Below are 15,363 nucleotides of genomic sequence, written 5' to 3'. Positions count from 1 at the left end.
TAGCCCACATTAACTAAGCGCATTTACTACGAGCTCACCCAAAGGGGTCTTTGCTTGTATGTTGATGGTTCTTTGCTCATCACTATACGCTAAGTCGATACGCAAATCAGGTGCCTTGATCATACCTAGTCCCTTTTCTGGCCACTCAATAAAGCAACAGCAGTTATCTGCAAAATAATCTCGAATGCCCATATATTCTAGTTCTTCAGGATCTGACAAGCGATATAAATCAAAATGATAAACTAACCAGTCATCTAATTCATAAGGTTCAACTAGGGTATAGGTTGGGCTTTTTACGTGGCCAATATGCCCCATACCTTGTACAAAACCTCGAGTTAAGGTGGTTTTTCCCGCACCTAAATCACCGTAAAGATATACAACGATACCTTGTTTTAGTTCTTTTTTTACAATATCAGCTAGTTTATTACCCATAGCTATAGTTGCTGATTCATCAGCTAAAAAGTAGTTTTTGTTTGTAAGCATTTCTTTCATCGATTATTTTCTAAAATTTATTATTTATAAGCTGCCGTATAATTGGCAATAGGTCACTTGCTAGCATACCAATTTTTCCATGCTTTTGCGCAATAATGTCAGCAGCCTTACCATGAATATAAACGGCCAAGGCTGTAAGCTTTGCAAAATCAGTTCGCACTTGCAATTCCTCCTCTTTTTTTGGCGAGCTTTTTTGCATTAGCAATGCCGCAATAATACCTGATAACACATCGCCCATGCCTCCGCTTGCCATACCTGAATTTCCCGTTGTGTTCACCCAAACCTGTTGGCCATCACTTATCAAACTCCCTGCACCTTTCAATACGCTCACGCATTGATATTGTTGGGCTATTTTTTTTACAGCACTAAAACGATCTCGCTCTATTTCTGTCACAGTGCAATTTAACAGCGCTGCAGCCTCACCAGGATGTGGTGTTAAAACCCAACGGTTACTTTTAATTTTATCCGTCAATAAATTTTGTTGGTAAGCTTGCGCCAACAAACTCAAACCATCGGCGTCAATTACACATAATTTTTTTTGAGCCAGTACTAAATCAAATAATGCCTGACTCCACTCATTTTGACCCAAACCAGGGCCAAGCACATAAGCCTTAGCTTTACTTAATGTCATTGATCCCAAAAGTTGTTCTGCGCAACTAGGCGCTAACATTAATTCTGGGCGGCCATTAAAGACTAATGCTCGATTATTTTTATGACAGCAAATACTCACTAATGCAGCGCCACTGCGCAACGACGCCTCTGCCGACAAACGTATCGCACCAGCAAAACCTTCTCCACCCCCAACTGCCAGTAATAATCCAATATTTCCTTTATGGCTGCTTGCTTTGCGTTTAGGTAAAGCCATAAAAACTTCGTTACCAAAAACCGTGATATTGGTATTCACTTGCTCTGTAAATGCGTGACCTAATGCTAAATCAGCAAAATATATTCCCCCAACATGGTTAATTGCTTGTCCCGTCACTAAACCACACTTTAGAGCAATAAAAGTTACAGTACTGTTAGCAATGATTGCAGTATTTTCAACAACACCTGTAGTTGCACATAAACCTGAGGGCACATCAACACTGATCACTTTTGCCAAATGCTGATTAATAGTAGCAACTAGTATAACCAAAGTTTCTGGTAGGCGTCCTTTAAAACCAATACCAAATAGTGCATCAATAATTAACTTACCTTGAAAATTCGCTACCATATCAACGTTAGCCGTTTTTTGATCAAATATAATCAAGCTATTTTCAACTTTATTAACATTCATGTAAGCTTGATAAGCGCGTAAGGCATCGCTGGATAATTCTTCTGGTTTTGCCGTTAATAGCACAGAAACCTTAAAACCAGCTTGCACAGCTAAACGCGCAATCACAAACCCATCACCACCGTTATTACCTTTTCCACAAATAACTAACAGTCTTTGGGTAGCTATTTTTTGACCTATATCATTTTCATTTTGAAGATATTTTTGCTTGATATGCTGAAAAACAGCCTGACCTGCATTTTTCATCAATGAATACATTTCAATATTTTCTATAGCTGCAACTTTTGCTTCATTAGCTAACACTTGCTTCGCGGAAAAAGCAGCTTGTGGTAAGCTTGCATTCAGTAGTTTTATTTCCATTTCTATCTCCCTTTACCAAATTGTACTGCGATGACATGTTAACTATGACAACACCTAATATTAACTATCAAGAATTAGCTGAAAAAATCAAGCTTTGGGGTCAAGAATTAGGCTTTTCGCAAGTAGGTTTCAGTGATATTGACTTATCAAGTCATGAACAAGCCTTAACAACGTGGCTAGAAAATAATTATCACGGTGAAATGGATTACATGCAAAAGCATGGTTTAATGCGCGCTAGGGCCCAAGAGCTTGTTGAAGGAACAACGCGAGTGATCAGTGTACGTATGGATTATTTACCCCCCGAAGCAAAATTTGCCCGTACGCTCAAAAAGAAAGACCATGCTTATATCAGCCGCTATGCCTTGGGGCGTGACTATCATAAATTAATGCGCAAACGTCTAAAACAACTCGGTGATAAAATTAGTGAGTGCTGTGAAACCTTCAACTTTCGCCCATTTGTTGACTCAGCACCTATCTTAGAGCGACCTTTAGCAGAAAAAGCGGGGTTAGGCTGGGTCGGTAAACATTCGCTATTAATTAACAAAAGTGCCGGCTCATGGTTTTTCTTGGGTGAACTATTGGTTAATATTCCGTTACCGACTGATGATAAAACAGCCAATGAATGTGGTAGTTGTGTTTCTTGTATTAAAATTTGCCCAACCCAAGCGATAGTGGCTCCTTATGTCGTAGACGCTCGCCGTTGTATATCCTATTTAACCATCGAATTACGTGACGCAATTCCAGAAGAGTTTAGGCCGTTAATTGGCAATAGAATTTATGGCTGTGATGATTGCCAACTCATTTGCCCATGGAATAAATTTGCTAACATCAGTCACGAAGGCGACTTTTCCCCTCGCCAAAATCTTGATAATGTTGAATTATTAACCGTATTTAGCTGGGATGAAGTGACCTTTCTCAATAAAACAGAGGGGTCTCCTATTCGCCGTATTGGTTTTAATAGCTGGCAACGAAATATTTCCGTTGCAATCGGTAATGCGCCATATAGTGCAGAAAATGTTAACGCGTTAAGAAATAAGTTAGCAACCGCAGAGCCTATGGTTGCTGAACATATTAATTGGGCATTGCATCAACAAGACAATAAGCGAATCGCTGCAGAACAGCAAAGTGACTTTCCAATAAAAAATCAACGATTAACCGAGCGCTTGATCCGCAGTGTTGAAAAAGGTTTACCTAGAGATGCTTAGCAGGCTCGGCTGATTCAGCTTGCTGCCACTTTATTTTTAACTGCTCTATAGACCCAACACCGCTGCCTTTAATGTTGGCAGACAAGAGTAAAGCAAGCGCTTCATCGCCCAGTTTTTGATGACCTTCATCAAATTCATTACTTTGTTTAATCACCACCAATATTTTTAACATACGCATCGTTAATTTAATATTATGAGGTGTTAATCTTAGAGCTTGCTGAATGGTTTTAAGCGCGGGCTGCAAACGATTTTTTTCGAAATGTTCTATGGCCATATCATTCAGTTGTTTGGGTGAAAAATTAATTTCAGCACGCTCAAGACTTTCTTGCTCAATATATTTATTGATCACTTGGCTCGTTAATGAATCACCTGAGACTTGTTTACTGATAATCTCTAACATTTTTAGCGCTTCTTCGCGCATACCCAATTCGTGAAAGACTTTCACTTTATCTAGGTTGTCTTCAATATGCGGTGACGCAATAAAATTAACATGGTTTTCAACAAGTTTAGTGGCCTTCTCTTTTTGTTCACGAACAATATATAGCCGTGCTTGGATCACTAATAACTGCTGTTTAAACTCATTTGCGTCGCTATATTCATTTTGAAGTTGCTTAATATGCCTGTCTGTTTGCTGTAAAACTTTAAAGGATCGTTCGTCAGTAATAGCCGCCGCTAAATCAATGCCCGAACGAATAACATTTAAAAGCAATTCGGGGGAATCATGAATAGAGTTTTTCGCTTGCTGGGCGATATTTCGTGTCGCTATATATTGTCCTTCATGGTCATGATTGAGTCGTGCTAAATCCCATGATTTTTTATTACGTTCAATATTTCGTGGCGACAACGCAGTTGCTTTTTTTATCTCATCGTAGGCTCTTTCATACTGCTCATGCTCAATATAATATTGCGCCAGCATATCATGAGCCCCAAATCGAGTAGCGGGTTTATTGATTAACTTCTCAATCAGTTCATTAATTTCGTTTATACGCCCTTGCTTTAACAACGACTTTACATAGCCTAAATAAACCCAAGCATAGGTATAGGTTTTCAATAGGCTTTTAAAAAAAGATTCTGCCGTTTCAAATTCTAAAAGACTTAAGTAAGCCTCACCTTTCATCCGCAATATATTGGGATGATATTTGTGTAAACTTTGATTAACAAGATGACGGTCAGCAAAATATATAACTTTCGAAAAACTTTTAATATCAGTCGCTCGATACATGTTGAATAATTGCTTTTTGGTTTGCAAGGTATGAATTAAGCGTTGTTGCACTGTTTTAGGGGCGAGTGGTTTTACCCAAAAGTCATCGGGCTGTAATTCTACAATTGAATTAACAAGAGACTCATTCGTTTCAGTACTGAGAAAAATAAGAACCGTGGTTTTATTAACATGACCTCTGAATTTTAATTCTTCAAGTAAATGAAAACCGTCTTTATCACTATTTACATTGAATGAGCAAATAACAATATGAAAACGTGTTGTTTCACATAACCTTATACCGTAATAAGCACTTTCTGCACATTTTACGTGATTAATGCCGATATCATACAATCCTCTTTTTAGGGTGTCATGAACTAACCGGTTATCGTCTATTATCAGCACGGTAAGTTGTGAAAAATCGTCTAATTCACTTTGTTCAGTAATTTCCATTTAACTTTTACCTTAATCGTGCTTCGCTTGAATCACTATTCGTCTTTGTTGACAGTTATTAATTACCGTTATTTTTTCTTTACTTTTATAGCTTGTCCACGCCAAAATCTCATCAATATGGCGGAAACAACCAAGGCAGACATCATCGGCATTTAAGCAGCAGTTTCTAACACAGGGACTAGCAACATCCATTTCTTTTTCAGCTTTAAAACTCATTTAACTAGTATCCCTGTAAACACATAAAAAAAGCATTTAAAAAAATCCCAACACAAGGACTAGCGACATCTAACTCTTTTTCAACTTTAAAACTCATTTAACTAGTATCCCTGTAAACACATAAAAAAAGTCCAACACAAGGACTAGCAACATCCATTTCTTTTTCAGCTTTAAAACTCATTTAACTAGTATCTCAGTAGTCATATCATATTGCCTCAGCAAACTCATTTAACAGGCGTTGCTGTTCGCTTAATTGACTAAATAACGACATAACTTGTTGATGTTCTATGACCGTATTTGACGTAAGACTAAATAATAGCTGTTGGCTAATATCAATAAAGTCGTTAGCGGTTAATATTTTACTGGTTGTAAACATACTACTCGTTAAACTCATCGCTAATGGATAATTATGCGCCGCTAGTGCCGTTGGTAATTTTTTCATCGCATCATCAATATCAGCAAGGTAGTCACCTAGCATTAACATTGCCAATTCTGCAGAACCCTGATTTTTTGCATAGTGTTCAAGGTTAAAAGGTTCAGGTTGATTTGTTTTCGCAGTAGGTGTTAAATCTAAGTTTGATAATACGTCATCAAGCTTTTCAGTTGTTTTTAACAGTTCAGCGTCAATATTAATATACTCTCTAGTCTTATTACTTTGTGCTTTTACTGTATTAATAGCAACCACTTTAGTTGGCTTTGCTTTTAACCAAGGCTGTAGAAGTAGCACCAAAGCATCGACATCATACAAAGCAGGTAGAATAGAAACAGCCCACTTATCTGCCAATTTTGGTGACTCTTCAGCGAAGAAATTACTTTGATTAAAAGTAAAAATGTCACGACGTACACTTTTTCCAGCAGACATTTTAATAAAAGGTGATTGTTCAAATTCGGTAAATAACAATAAGTATCTTCCAGAGCTCCACAATTGAGTCATCGTTTTAGGCTGACAGACAATTTTCACCTGTAATCCTAGCCATTGTAAAATACGCAGCAAAGTTAACTGTTTACTTGGATTTTCTACCGCAAAGAGCACTTCAACTTGGGTCGATAAATACTGATGTTTATTAAACACACTGGCAGGAAGTTGATGGTTAGTCGTTTGTTCTGTCGTTAAAAAATCAGCTAAGCTTTGCTGAAGTGTGAGTATTTGCAATGGCGTTTCTGTCTGTTCAAACAAGCCGTATCGCTCTAAAGGCGCATTAAGATAGGGTTGCATAACAAAAAGCTTTGGCTGAATATCTATCGATAAACTTGATATCTGTTGCTGTATTTTTTCGAATAACGTTACATAAAGATCACTGGCTAACATAACAACATCAATGCTTTTATCAATTAACTGCGCCGTACTCAGTTGTTCAATAATTTGTTCAGGATCGGCTAAGGTAGTCATTATGCCATTAGCTGAAATAATCGCTTTTTCTGTAATACTGCAAATGTCGTCATCACTTGCTAACAACAAAATATTGGCTTGATTTAAATTAACACGCTCTACCGATATCTCTTGTGCAACATCAGCAAAACCTATCGGCAGAGTAAAGCAGAACTGGTAACCCTTTTCTTGTAACTGTACATTTTTATCTGTGACATTAAGTGAATCAAACAGTAAGCATAAGTAATCAAGGGTATCGTTTGTATGGGCTTTTGCTGACTCAAGGCGTTCGTCTAATAATAAGCTCTCAAAGGCTTTAGGTAGTTTTGCGATTGTTTTTTTGCTGGTCACAGAAAAATCAAAACGAACAATTTGCTGGCCTTCATTTTTATCAATAACAAGGGTACTAATATGTAAATTAGCTTTAAATAAATCAACAAGCAGTAATCGGCATAGGCCACTTAACAGCCGGTGAAATAAGCGTACGTCGACTTTTGCAGCAGTTAACAATTGTGGATCTTGTTGGTAATAGATTTTATTACACTGTAAATGAGCATCGGCAATAATATTAAGTAATGCCGCGTCAATTTCGTTGTGTAAAGCAACATCGCTTAGTGTCATAGGTTTAACCGCAGACAAAAATTCACTGCGAATTTTATCTTGTTGACAGCAATCAAAAATACGCGCGAGTTGTCGATAAACTTGTACCGAAGTAACGCCAGCACCAATAGAGACACTTTGGCTTTGCAACATACTACGCACCACCATATTGGTTAACTTGGCGGTGTTTTCATTGCCTTGTGATTGTCGTTCTAAAATTTGCGTATTATGGGTTAATGCGAGTTGCTGTAGGGACGCTTTTAATTTTTTAATTTCTTCATTTTGTTGATTTATATTGTCGTTAGCGGCTTGCTGCTCACTAAGCTGTTGCTGATACTCTTGCTCACTGTGCTCAGGGTTAATCATTGTTTCGAGCGCAGTTTCAAGCTGTTCGGCAATTTCTTTATTTTCCATCGAATTAAAACAGTCGGGGGTCAGTTTTTCATCACTATCTTTTGTTCTTTTTTCAATGAACTGCCTAAATAATTGCACACTCTCTTGGCCATATTTTTCTATTTTGCTTTTGCTTTTAAATAACATCGCCAATAACAACAGAAATAGTAGTGCTATCAAACTCAGCACAATTGCTTGTAGATCTTGATTGTTTACATTAACGTTTTGCTTTTCTAAAAAATCATTTATCTCAGCAGGCAGCCAATCGATTAATCGTAACTTTTTATCTGCAGATAAACGCCCTGGTGGTATAGATTCAAGCACTAATAGCTGTAATTTTTGTTGTTGTTGCTCAATAAATTCGACATATAAACGAGATAACCGTAAATGACTGCGCCACTTGGCTACCGAGTTCTGTTGTGAAAATAACAATTGCTCTAAGGTATTAAGTTGTAGCGTCAATAACTCACCCTGTTGGCTACCCCTGCTTTCTTCTGGTAAAAAGCTCATTAATACTAGCTTTAGCTCGGTACTAACATCATCAAAATCTAAAATAGAAGACTGTAAATTCAATTGTTGAAAGGCTAATAGTGCACGGATAATGGTTTGTTGTAATCGTTGTAAGTCACTCAATTCTTTAATTTGCTTTACATAGGCCTTAGCGCGGGTTGCGGTGACTTTATCTGTGTATTTATCTGAATTGAGTTGCTGTAACAGCAGACTTTTTTGTCGCTGTTTTTCCTTAATCTGAACCGTTAATTGATCATTAATTAACTGCAGTTGAATAATGGTATTTTGCTTAAGTTGAGTGTTTCTCTGATGATTTTCACTAAGTTTATCAATAACAGCTGAAAATTCTTTATGACCAACATACATCAAATCAAGCTGACCTTTATTATTTTTCACCAGTAAAGATATTTTATTAATTTGCTGTTGGGCGATCTCATAGTCAGTGGATAAATTTTTGGCATCAATACGTTTAGCTAAATTTTCTAATACTAGGTAAGTGATTAAAATTTGTTGTTGTTGTTTATTTTTATTTGTTAACCATGGCAGCTCGTTTTCGACTAACGAGGTTACTTGATTGTCACGAAGAACTAATAGGGCAGTTAAGGCGCTAAAGAGAATAAATGAAAGAAAAGTAATCCGAGAGAATCGTCCTGATAATTGCTGAAAAAAGTAACGAGTAGCGTCCATAGTGATCAATACCTTCAACGGTAAATTTAGTTAAAAATACAGTGTAAGGAATTGTCACTAAGAATCAACGGTTTTTAATAACGATATGAGTAAGCTGTTTTAAAAATAACGCGCCTCACCGCCAACTAAGGTCAAATCAATCAGCGCGTTTACAGGCTCTTTTTATCTTCTCAAACTTAACGTCTTTTGGTTACCCAAGCCCACTCCATTTCACAAACAATAGGCTGTTGATCAGATTCATCGGTAATCTCGACACTAACCATCAAACTGCCTTTATCCGCATTTTCTATTTGTTCTATTTCAGCGAGACTTAATATAGCTACCGCAGACAAATTTCCCTGCATTCGCCTTTGAAAATGAAATGTCATACTTTTCAATAGCGGTACACAAGTGTCGGGAACATTCATCCCAAAAACGATACCTGTCGCCGACTCGGCCAATAATGCCGCAGCAATGGCATGAACACCACCAATATGGTTTTGTACTTTCTTTTTGTTTTCTAACGATAATACCGCTTTGGTATTAGAAACAGAAATCAACTTTATTGATGAAGTACCAGCATACTTTACTGTCGAACAGAAAATTTTAGTCAGTAAAAAAGAGCGCATAAAGCGCGGCATTCTATTAACTTTACTGATTATTTTTCCAAATTTGTTCGCCATAATTTATTTGCCTGCTGTTAATTTTAATTAAGTGTCGCGCAAACTGGTCTGACCTTCAAGTTTTTTTACCCCGTGGCAAACTTATAGTGAGTGTCCAGTTAAAAGTGCCCAGATAAAAGCGTCCATAAAAAAAGCGCCCTAAGCGCTTTGATTTATAGATCATTACTGAGCGTTATAGTTTAAAAAAGTGTTCTTGATAAACTTTCATTTCAGCAATTGACTCTAAAATATCATCAAGCGCTAAATGAGCGCCGGTTTTTACCACTTTATCTAACACTTCAGGTTTCCAGCGACGCGCTAATTCTTTAACAGTACTAACGTCTATATTCCGGTAATGAAAGTAATCTTCAAAATCAGGCATATATTTATTAATAAAACGCCTGTCCTGCCCAATGCTATTACCACACATCGGTGACTTACCTTTTGGCACATATTGTTCAACAAACTTAATCGTCGCCTCAGTAGCGTCGGCTAGCGAGCTAACACTTTCACGACAACGTGTAGTTAAGCCTGATTGACCATGGTGTTCGATACACCACTGACTCATATTGTCTAACACCTCATCACTTTGGTGAATAGCAAAAACAGGTCCTTGAGCTAAAATATTTAACTGACTGTCAGTCACTATGCTGGCAATCTCTAAAATCACATCTGTATTGGGTTCTAGGCCTGTCATTTCTAAATCTAACCAAATTAAATTTGTCTCATTACCTGTCATGCCGCTTCCTTAAAAATGCCAACTGTTTTACTGATACCCATATCATTAAATTATCACTCACTTGTGCCGCCTAAAGTGCGTCAAGGCTAAGTTGCTTTCAATCGCAATAGTTCACTATTATTCAATCAAGCGCCTTATCTGCATTTGTTTTCTTCGCCACAGCAAGGTAACAAACTTAGTGAGACTGATATTACTATTACAAGTATATTAGATGAATGGTGATTTAGTCAGTATAATACGTGACAATGAACTGTGATTAAAACTTTTTGTCGCATTACCCTTTTAAAAGACGAGTGAAACTCCATAATTATCATGATAAAACTCCATGTCTAAGCTAAAAAAACTGACTAAAGGTCAGACAAGGCGCATTAAAGATAATCAAGCTAAAAAACTGCGTAATAAACCAGAGCAAGTGCAATGGCAAGATACTGAGTTGGGAGAGCCTGAAAACGGTACTATTCTCAGTCGCTTTGGCCAGCATGCCGATGTAGAAGCAGAAAATGGTGATTGCATTCGTTGTAATATACGCCGCGGTGTTAAATCTTTGGTCTGTGGTGATAAAGTTTTATGGCGCAGGGGTAAAGAAACACAACACAGTATCTCAGGAGTCATTGAAGCGGTTCATGAGCGAACGTCGGTATTAAGTCGTCCAGATGTTTATGACGGCGTAAAACCGATAGCGGCAAATATCACCCAAATATTAATCGTCTCTTCGGTGTTACCTGCCTTTAACCCTGATATTATCGACCGGTATTTAGTGGCTGCCGAGCAAACAGGCATCACACCCGTGATCTTACTCAATAAAACTGATTTACTTGATAAAGCCAGTAAAGCCGAAATTGAGCAACATCTCGATATTTATCGTGAGATTGGATATCAGGTTATTTATGTCAGTAATGAATCTCAACACGGTATAGAAGAGCTTAAGAAACAACTTAGCGAACATACCAGTATCTTTGTAGGCCAATCTGGCGTGGGTAAGTCAACACTTACCAACACCTTAATGCCTGAACTGGGCTTAATGACAAAAATAGTCTCTGAAAACTCTGGTTTAGGTCAACACACGACGACGGTTGCTCGCTTATACCATTTTAAACAAGGTGGTGATTTAATTGATTCACCCGGTATTCGAGAGTTTGGCTTATGGCATTTAACGCCCGCTGAAGTTTATGGTGGTTTTATTGAATTTGAAGATTACTTAGGTGGTTGCCGATTTAGAGATTGTAAACACCAAAATGATCCTGGTTGTGCATTGATAGCCGCCGGTGAAGAAATGAAAATACATCCAAAACGTTTAGCGAGCTTTCAACGCATTTTAGCCAGCCTAGGCGATAATAAATTAACCTCTCGTTTTAACGACTAAATTAATATTAATAATATAAAGGAAATTCAGTGCTTTTAAATAAATTAAAAATCACCCTTCAATACCTTATGCCTAAACATTTGATTTCGCGTTTAGCTGGAAAATTCGCCGCTGCAGAATGTGGCCGAGTAACCACAAAAGCCATTGAAGCATTTATTAAGCATTACGGCATTAATATGTCAGAAGCAAAGCTTAAGAATGCTAAAGACTTTACCACCTTCAACGATTTTTTTACCCGCGAACTTGAAGATGGCGCGCGCCCTATTGATAATAATGAAACAACACTCTGCTATCCTGTTGACGGCGCTATTAGTCAGCAAGGCGATATTGAAGACGGACGTTTAATACAAGCAAAAGGTTTCGATTATTCACTGGAAACCTTGCTGGGTGGTTCATATAACACGGCAAAGCCTTTTCAAGGCGGAAAGTTTTCTTGTATTTATTTAGCACCAAAAGATTATCATCGTATTCATATGCCGATGGCAGCAACATTACGCGAAATGATCTTTGTACCCGGTGATTTATTTTCTGTTAACCCATTAACTGCTAATAACGTGCCTAACTTATTTTCTCGTAACGAACGTGTGGTCGCTATCTTTGATACAAAATCAGGACCTTTAGCTATGGTCCTTGTTGGCGCAACCATAGTTGCCAGTATAGAAACAACTTGGGCAGGTACGATTACTTCACCTAGAGCCAAAGGAATTTTCAGAGAAACTTACCCTGCTGACGGCGCTGAGGCGATCACTTTTGAAAAAGGTGATGAAATGGGACGTTTTAAGCTTGGCTCTACGGTAGTATCAACGTTTGGTCCTGGCATGATCGAGTTTGATGTTGATGCTCATCCAGGCACAGTGACCCGCTTAGGTGAACTCTACGCCAATATTGTTAACGCTGATTAAACAAAAAGTCATTGCTCATTAAAGGGTCAGTAGTGTATTTCCTGAATATGCTATTGGCTTTTTGCTAGATTTTGGTAGATTTTGGTAGATTTTGGTAAATGTTATGGAGCTTGACGTTCAGTACGACCAGCAATCAGGGCAATAAGTCTTGCTCGACGATGCCTTCGTGACCAATAACATCGCTAACCACTCTGTTTTGATATCCTTTCTAGAGCGGAATATCACGATTACCGATAAGTACACCGCACCCTTTAATCACAGAGCTCAGCCAAACACCATCGAAAATCACCGGGCAATGTTTAATTAATATCACACTAAAAGTCGCTGCCATTTTCACTAACTACCTCGCTCGTACTACATTAAACCTTGAGTAATTCAAAAATAAATTTAATTTAAAAACCTTTGTTATCATAGTGATGTTTTAAAACAAAGCCACTAACAACAAAAGGTGTTGCTCATTTTATCAACACAAGATACGATTGCATTCGTATATAACTTATAATTATTCATAGTATTAAGGATTTTAGATGGCTCGAGATAATACAAATATCAAGCCTACAGAAGCAGAGTTAACTTTGCTTAATGTTCTCTGGAAAGTCGGTCCAGCAACAGTTCGTCAGGTACATGATGTTGTCAGTAAAACGCAAAAAACAGGTTACACCACTGTTTTGAAGATTTTACAAATTATGCATGAAAAAACCTTGGTCATTCGAGACGAAAGTAATCGTGCCCATGTCTATGCACCATCAAATAGTGAAACTTTTACACAATCTTCATTATTAAAAGACCTAGCTTCAAAGGCTTTTGGTGGCTCAACGTCAAAATTAGTGATGCGAGCTTTAGATGAATCAACCAGTAAAGAAGAAATTGCCGACATTCGTCAATTACTTAATGAGCTAGAAAAGTAAAAACTGCTACACTTGTTATAGTACAATTTAAAAAGTGCTATAACATGGAAGGATGTTGTCAGATTAATTTAATGAGTAGTCCATTTTTATACAATTTATCGTTAACCCTTATCCATTTTATTTGGCAAGGGATCTTCGTTGCGCTTGCGCTAAAGTTGGCATTAACGTTTACTTCTTATAAAAAACCACAATGGCGTTATGCGATGGCGTCATTGGCTATGGTGGCTAATTTATTATTGCCTTTTTTCACTTTCTATATTATCTCTCAAGCTGACTTTCAACAATTTGGTCCTTTATTAAATAACAGCATATTGCTGGGTGATATCATAAATAATGACGCCCAAAATACTGCTGTCTGGTACTCCAATGCGGTTGAATTCTTACCCTACTTATCATTAACATGGGTAACAATAAGCTTTGCCTTAGCGCTAAAGCTGTTCATCGAATTATATAATGTTAACCAACTACCCAAAATAGGCACCTCGCCGGCAAATGCTGAACTTGAAGCCAGGTTTCAGCAATTAGTAGAACAAGTAAAATTAACCTGCTCTCCTCGACTATTAATCTCGCTTAAAAATGATGTCCCTATGGCAATAGGTTGGTTAAAACCGATAGTACTTGTCCCCGTTACTATGCTGACAGGTTTAACACCCGCACAACTTGATATGTTGATATTACACGAACTGGCACATATTCGCCGACATGACTATCTAGTTAACTTCATTCAGACCTTGGTAGAAATCTTTTTATTCTTCCATCCTGCTGTGCGCTGGGTGTCAAAGCAAATGCGTAATGAACGTGAATATTGTAGTGATGATATTGCTGTGCAGCATTGTGGTAACCCTGTTGCTTATGCGCACACTCTGGCAGATACCGCTTCAATATGTGACAGCCACCGTCATCATTCTATTCCCGCTATGGCAATGGCGGCATCGGGTGGTGATTTAAAGCAACGCGTTCTGCGTTTAGTTGACCACGACCAACACTGCTCAACAACGACTCACTCAGGAAAATGGTTAGCGTCTATCGTCATTATTTTCTCAATTATTGCTGTGGGCAGTAATAAATATATCCAAATTCCTAGCTTAGATATAGGCACTGATACCATTCCTTTATACCGCAGCGCCGATGATGGCTTCAAAACATACACAGATAGTGGCGATGAAATAGCGTTACCTTCTTTGGCGCAGCAATTATTACACCGAGGCAATGAAAGTAATGCCTTAGAAAACAAACTACCCGCAAAGATGATAGCGCCATTTTTTCCTAAAAAGACCAATGAAAATCCAGTAAATGCTGAGCTCATAGTCGCGCAAGCTTACTTTGTGAGCAACGATACTACTGAAAACACGGATATTGCCATCAATCCCCAAGAAAAGAACACAGTCGATACCTTAACGGCAGTCGTAAACAATAAATTAGTCGAACTAAAAAAGGCTCAATCTGAACCTTCAAGTCATTTCACTGAGTCTTTGACAGTTAAAAAAAATCAAGCTGAACAGCCTACTACCCAAATAAAGATAAAAAAATCTTTAGCTCAATTGGCATTAAGCCAAACGGTTACTATGGGTAAATCGCCAGCAGAATTAGCCTTTGAGCGCACTGACTCAACAAAAAAAGCTTCATTATTAAAAAACCCATATGCGGCGCAAATAGCTGATTTGACTCAGCAGCCATTAGCAATAAATTCACACTTAGCTTTACCAACGACTCGTCGCTCACCGATGATAGAGCAAGTGCTTTCCTCGACAAGTGAATCGACAACTAACTACATGCCACAGCGCGCACCCGCGCAATTACTGACATCGACATACCCGAAATACCCTGCCAATGCTAAGCGAAAAGGTATTGAAACGGATGTAGAAGTTACATTCACCATAGATAAAAATGGCTATGTACGTGATATTCAATACGATGGTGAAGGCAGATTCAGTTATTTTCGCAACACTATTCGTTCATCATTAGAAAAATGGCGTTTCACCCCGGCGAGTTATAATGACCAACCGGTAGAAAGCACCATGTCTAAAATATTTTCTTTCAGTATTGCTAGATAA

At 38.0% G+C, this 15,363-nt stretch carries 12 protein-coding genes; 5 read left to right on the top strand and 7 right to left on the bottom strand.

The genetic code is table 11. From position 1 onward, the window contains the following. Window positions 1–9 precede the first annotated feature (9 nt). Together tsaE and H4J67_RS05710 are read right to left on the bottom strand one after the other, a co-directional pair. On the bottom strand, window positions 10–483 hold the full coding sequence (gene tsaE, locus H4J67_RS05715; protein ID WP_404842778.1) for a tRNA (adenosine(37)-N6)-threonylcarbamoyltransferase complex ATPase subunit type 1 TsaE: 474 nt from the start codon (window positions 481–483) through the stop codon (window positions 10–12). Between the two features lie 19 nt (window positions 484–502). After that, the gene (locus tag H4J67_RS05710) at window positions 503–2,125 is read right to left on the bottom strand and encodes an NAD(P)H-hydrate dehydratase (RefSeq protein ID WP_182203152.1); all 1,623 of its coding nucleotides are present in this window, start codon (window positions 2,123–2,125) and stop codon (window positions 503–505) included. 44 nt (window positions 2,126–2,169) lie between these two features. Here H4J67_RS05710 and queG point away from each other — a divergent pair, with 44 nt between their 5' ends. Then, window positions 2,170–3,330, top strand: a complete 1,161-nt coding sequence (queG, locus tag H4J67_RS05705) for a tRNA epoxyqueuosine(34) reductase QueG (protein ID WP_182203150.1) — start codon at window positions 2,170–2,172, stop codon at window positions 3,328–3,330. Here the strand turns inward: queG and H4J67_RS05700 are convergent. From H4J67_RS05700 to orn, 5 genes are all read right to left on the bottom strand, one after another. After that, window positions 3,317–4,981 carry a response regulator gene (locus H4J67_RS05700; RefSeq protein WP_182203149.1) on the bottom strand — a complete coding sequence of 555 codons (1,665 nt, stop codon included), beginning with the start codon at window positions 4,979–4,981 and terminating at the stop codon, window positions 3,317–3,319. The two genes, queG and H4J67_RS05700, sit on opposite strands and share 14 nt — an antisense overlap. A gap of 12 nt (window positions 4,982–4,993) precedes the next feature. Continuing rightward, a complete protein-coding gene (locus tag H4J67_RS05695) occupies window positions 4,994–5,197 on the bottom strand; it encodes a DUF1289 domain-containing protein (protein ID WP_182174030.1) in 204 nt (67 codons plus the stop codon). A gap of 205 nt (window positions 5,198–5,402) precedes the next feature. Beyond that, window positions 5,403–8,756 carry a hypothetical protein gene (locus H4J67_RS05690; RefSeq protein WP_182203147.1) on the bottom strand — a complete coding sequence of 1,118 codons (3,354 nt, stop codon included), beginning with the start codon at window positions 8,754–8,756 and terminating at the stop codon, window positions 5,403–5,405. 176 nt (window positions 8,757–8,932) lie between these two features. Continuing rightward, the gene (locus H4J67_RS05685) at window positions 8,933–9,418 is read right to left on the bottom strand and encodes a DUF4442 domain-containing protein (RefSeq protein ID WP_182203145.1); all 486 of its coding nucleotides are present in this window, start codon (window positions 9,416–9,418) and stop codon (window positions 8,933–8,935) included. A gap of 172 nt (window positions 9,419–9,590) precedes the next feature. Continuing rightward, window positions 9,591–10,136, bottom strand: a complete 546-nt coding sequence (gene orn / locus H4J67_RS05680) for an oligoribonuclease (protein ID WP_070375104.1) — start codon at window positions 10,134–10,136, stop codon at window positions 9,591–9,593. 325 nt (window positions 10,137–10,461) lie between these two features. Here orn and rsgA point away from each other — a divergent pair, with 325 nt between their 5' ends. From rsgA to H4J67_RS05660, 4 genes are all read left to right on the top strand, one after another. Next, window positions 10,462–11,499: a small ribosomal subunit biogenesis GTPase RsgA gene (rsgA, locus tag H4J67_RS05675; RefSeq protein WP_182174039.1), complete on the top strand. Its 1,038-nt coding sequence runs from the start codon at window positions 10,462–10,464 to the stop codon at window positions 11,497–11,499. Window positions 11,500–11,567: 68 nt separating this feature from the next. After that, a complete protein-coding gene (gene asd / locus H4J67_RS05670) occupies window positions 11,568–12,401 on the top strand; it encodes an archaetidylserine decarboxylase (RefSeq protein WP_182203185.1) in 834 nt (277 codons plus the stop codon). Between the two features lie 527 nt (window positions 12,402–12,928). After that, window positions 12,929–13,309 carry a BlaI/MecI/CopY family transcriptional regulator gene (locus H4J67_RS05665; protein ID WP_070375106.1) on the top strand — a complete coding sequence of 127 codons (381 nt, stop codon included), beginning with the start codon at window positions 12,929–12,931 and terminating at the stop codon, window positions 13,307–13,309. A gap of 71 nt (window positions 13,310–13,380) precedes the next feature. Beyond that, window positions 13,381–15,363 carry a M56 family metallopeptidase gene (locus H4J67_RS05660; RefSeq protein ID WP_182203143.1) on the top strand — a complete coding sequence of 661 codons (1,983 nt, stop codon included), beginning with the start codon at window positions 13,381–13,383 and terminating at the stop codon, window positions 15,361–15,363.

The organism is Colwellia sp. BRX10-4 (assembly GCF_014077465.1).
Lineage (GTDB): Bacteria > Pseudomonadota > Gammaproteobacteria > Enterobacterales > Alteromonadaceae > Colwellia_A.
Note: the sequence above shows the minus strand (reverse complement) of the source record. Positions and strands in the feature narration are given on the sequence as shown.

What these genes read in the sequence shown, in the direction of transcription:
- H4J67_RS05660 (WP_182203143.1), top strand. Translation starts at nt 13,381, where the DNA reads ATGAGTAGTCCATTTTTATACAATTTATCGTTAACCCTTATCCATTTT.
- H4J67_RS05685 (WP_182203145.1), bottom strand. Translation starts at nt 9,418, where the DNA reads ATGGCGAACAAATTTGGAAAAATAATCAGTAAAGTTAATAGAATGCCG.
- tsaE (WP_404842778.1), bottom strand. Translation starts at nt 483, where the DNA reads ATGCTTACAAACAAAAACTACTTTTTAGCTGATGAATCAGCAACTATA.
- H4J67_RS05710 (WP_182203152.1), bottom strand. Translation starts at nt 2,125, where the DNA reads ATGGAAATAAAACTACTGAATGCAAGCTTACCACAAGCTGCTTTTTCC.
- queG (WP_182203150.1), top strand. Translation starts at nt 2,170, where the DNA reads ATGACAACACCTAATATTAACTATCAAGAATTAGCTGAAAAAATCAAG.
- rsgA (WP_182174039.1), top strand. Translation starts at nt 10,462, where the DNA reads ATGTCTAAGCTAAAAAAACTGACTAAAGGTCAGACAAGGCGCATTAAA.
- H4J67_RS05695 (WP_182174030.1), bottom strand. Translation starts at nt 5,197, where the DNA reads ATGAGTTTTAAAGCTGAAAAAGAAATGGATGTTGCTAGTCCCTGTGTT.
- H4J67_RS05700 (WP_182203149.1), bottom strand. Translation starts at nt 4,981, where the DNA reads ATGGAAATTACTGAACAAAGTGAATTAGACGATTTTTCACAACTTACC.
- H4J67_RS05690 (WP_182203147.1), bottom strand. Translation starts at nt 8,756, where the DNA reads ATGGACGCTACTCGTTACTTTTTTCAGCAATTATCAGGACGATTCTCT.
- orn (WP_070375104.1), bottom strand. Translation starts at nt 10,136, where the DNA reads ATGACAGGTAATGAGACAAATTTAATTTGGTTAGATTTAGAAATGACA.
- asd (WP_182203185.1), top strand. Translation starts at nt 11,568, where the DNA reads ATGCCTAAACATTTGATTTCGCGTTTAGCTGGAAAATTCGCCGCTGCA.
- H4J67_RS05665 (WP_070375106.1), top strand. Translation starts at nt 12,929, where the DNA reads ATGGCTCGAGATAATACAAATATCAAGCCTACAGAAGCAGAGTTAACT.